Annotated in this window: 3 protein-coding genes; all 3 read right to left on the reverse strand. The window is 34.8% G+C overall.

Annotation, left to right across the window (positions count from 1 at the left end):
* Positions 1-80 precede the first annotated feature (80 nt).
* Positions 81-1,682 (reverse strand): DEAD/DEAH box helicase, encoded by a 1,602-nt coding sequence (locus tag HPY74_20620; protein ID NSW93011.1) that lies wholly within the window; start codon positions 1,680-1,682, stop codon positions 81-83.
* A gap of 26 nt (positions 1,683-1,708) precedes the next feature.
* A complete protein-coding gene (locus HPY74_20625) occupies positions 1,709-2,560 on the reverse strand; it encodes a hypothetical protein (protein NSW93012.1) in 852 nt (283 codons plus the stop codon).
* Positions 2,561-2,892: 332 nt separating this feature from the next.
* On the reverse strand, positions 2,893-3,015 hold a 123-nt coding region (locus HPY74_20630), incomplete at its 5' end, for a glucose-inhibited division protein A (GenBank protein NSW93013.1).

Here is a 3,015-nt window from a genome sequence, read left to right on the forward strand (position 1 = left end):
ACTCGCATACGCTCGCCCTTGACATCCACCAACAGAGTGTATTGATGTAAGTATCTAAAATAAAAGAAAGGAGACCTAACTTAGCCCGGCAAAAAAATTGTCTTGACAATGGGGAGCATCATATTTCTCATATTTTTATTTCTAACTTTTGGGCCAGGTCTAATTGCGCCAACAATACGGTCATTAGGCTTCCAATCAATAATAATTGGAGCCCCTTGATCATCACCTAACCAATACGCTAAATCTCCAGCATTCCTTGCAAATGGTGTAAGCAGCAAAAAACGTGTTCTGTTTCTTTCTCTTTTTAGTGTAGCCAAAAGAAGTTCAAGTCTTGCTCCTCTCTCTTTTTCGTTTATATTATGTGCTTCATCAACAACAACTAAAGATATACTCTTTACTGATTCATGGTCTGCACGAATAAGCAAATCAAGCTTTTCAGGAGTTGTAACTAAAATATTAAACTCCTGACAAAGAAGATTGTTTTCAATCGGATTTAACTCGAAAGATGGGGTTGCTATTCTAGTCACTAACTGGCTTCCCAGGTGTCCTTTTAAAGTAAGTGCAATCTGGGTTACCAGCGCTTTTGTCGGAGCTAAATAAATTATTTTACTTTCAGGGTCATCATAAAATGCTTGAAGAATTGCTAGTTCTGCAAGTAAAGTTTTTCCTGCACTTGTAGGCATACTTATAACAATCGCACTTTTTGTAGGGTCCAATAAGCTCTGTTTTAGGGCTTCTCTTTGAGAGTACCATAATTCTAATACTGGTTTACTACTAGTTTTTGATAAACTAAATAAAAACCTTTTTGTTCTTGGAGGCATTATAACTGAATATATGCTTGCGTCGATAAGTTGTTTACATGCTTCGCCCAATTTATTAGAAAAAATTCTTAATGGAGGATTAATACCTCCTTGAAGCAACTCTCTTGCATTCAAAACGTATCTATCAATATCTCCTTTTAATCCTTTAGCAGAAAGACTTTTTGTTTCATATAACCCACATAAAAACTCAGCTGTTATTTGTACTGGCTTAATCAAATTATATAGTGCCACTATTGTAGATAATTTTCTATGTAAATAGTATTCGCCTTGTATTGTATATATATTTAGATACTTCTTCTCGCACTCATTCTGCATTTTTCTGAGTTCATCAATTATCTTCAATGCTTGATGCAAATCATCATAACCATCCTTTTTTCGGACTGTTAACAAGAAAACTCTCATTAATTCATTATATAAAAACTCATCCCATGGTATTGTTTCACAATTGTAAATAGGTTTGGACAGGTTAATCTGCTTTAGCTCTAAACGTATTTCAGGCTGGCGATTAGCCTGAAGCCCATCAAACACTTTATTAATTAAAGCCTCATTATTATTCGTATTGTCTAGATAAATACTCCTTTGTATTCTATAAGCAGGCCATAATAGCTCCTGCCATGCTTTTTTTTGAAGTTCGGCGTCTTTATAGTAACGAGAAATCAAGTCATAACCCAATATTTCCATGCTTCTAGCTGCAGTGCTTAGTTCTGCATGTTCAGTTGACAAATGCGGAATATCCCCACCAAAATCAGTCGAAAACTGCTTCTTTAAATAGAATAAATTAGCAGTATCTATGCTTTCTGAGGCTATATTTCTCAATTGTTCAATTTGTACTTTAATATCTTTACTTATATCAATAGGCATATAAATTCTCCCTTATTTCATGCAATTTATACTGCCCCACTTTTTATACGGTCAAGCAGTTCTGAAAAATTACAATCACACTCGATTGCATAATAGCAGACTGTAGATGGTATACTGGCCTTTTCAAATTCTTGTACGTTAATAAAAAATGGTCTCCAATCTTCATTATTCCATTTATTAACTGGACGAACCATCACCGGGACCGCTAAAACATCATCCTTATTATTAAGCTGCTTTCCATATATCGCAATTAAAAAACCATTGATTACATCTTTATAGTTGTCATCGGCTTCATCGTGAATATATTCAAGCTCTTTTATTAGTCTTTCATTGTCACCCTTTAATGTATCATCCAACAATTGTTTTAAGTGTTCTCTCACAGTAGACGCAGGATAATTATCATCTACTGAAGCCATTATTTCAATTATTAGAAGTATATGCCCGTTTTGAGTATCAATATACCCTAAAAGATCAATCCCTTTATGCTGATTACCCTTTAACTCCTTATGTAAAACTCTTGGATAAGGAATAACTATATCTCTAAACTGATTTCTTATTAAATTCATCGAAATGATCTCTGTGATATCTGTTATAAACGGATTCTTGGTAATATTCTTATCCTCCACAGGCGTTTGCGGCAAACGGCTTCTGCCTAAGTCATTTAGTATTGGTAAGGTTTTAGATATATTATCACTCTTAAAGCCAGTATCACTTATATTCTTATAAACATTTGCAGTAATCCTCCATGATTGCAGACAAGCCTTTATAGTCTCTCTGAACGAAGGATCATGGTCAGAGTGATGCTTAAAAGCAATAAACTTATGTGGAGACTTACTCTCATCCTGTTCTATCAGTGAGAATTCCGTACTACTTGCCATTTCATATACCTCTTTTGTGATTATTCTTATAGAGGGATTCTACATTTTTTTGCAATATCCTGCCAATTTTAGTGCTAATATATAATATTTGCAACTTACTAATGCATAACTGAAAATTGCAATGTATCGTTTAATATGGAGGTGGAAGTCTGAGTAAAGCAGTAGAATTGGCAGGGCAGCGAATACGTGAATACCGTTTGAAAAATGTCACAAAAAATCAAAACAGGCCTTCATCATAATTGATGAAAGCCTTGATTTTACCTAATTATGGCTGAGAGAAAAGAATTCGAACCTTCGGACCGCTGTTAACAGTCACACGCTTTTCAGTTATATTATACCAGTTTCTCGCTGAATATATCTATCAAATCCATTCTCTCCACCCTTCTCCTTACTTCTTCCGGATTTATGGTATAGAGCCTTCTTTCCTTCATACGTTCGAAATACTCGGAGCCGGC

Source organism: Bacillota bacterium (genome assembly GCA_013314855.1).
Taxonomy (GTDB): Bacteria; Bacillota; Clostridia; order Acetivibrionales; family DUMC01; genus Ch48.

Coding starts and splice junctions, on each gene's coding strand:
- HPY74_20620 (NSW93011.1), bottom strand. CDS start 1,682: ATGCCTATTGATATAAGTAAAGATATTAAAGTACAAATTGAACAATTG.
- HPY74_20625 (NSW93012.1), bottom strand. CDS start 2,560: ATGGCAAGTAGTACGGAATTCTCACTGATAGAACAGGATGAGAGTAAG.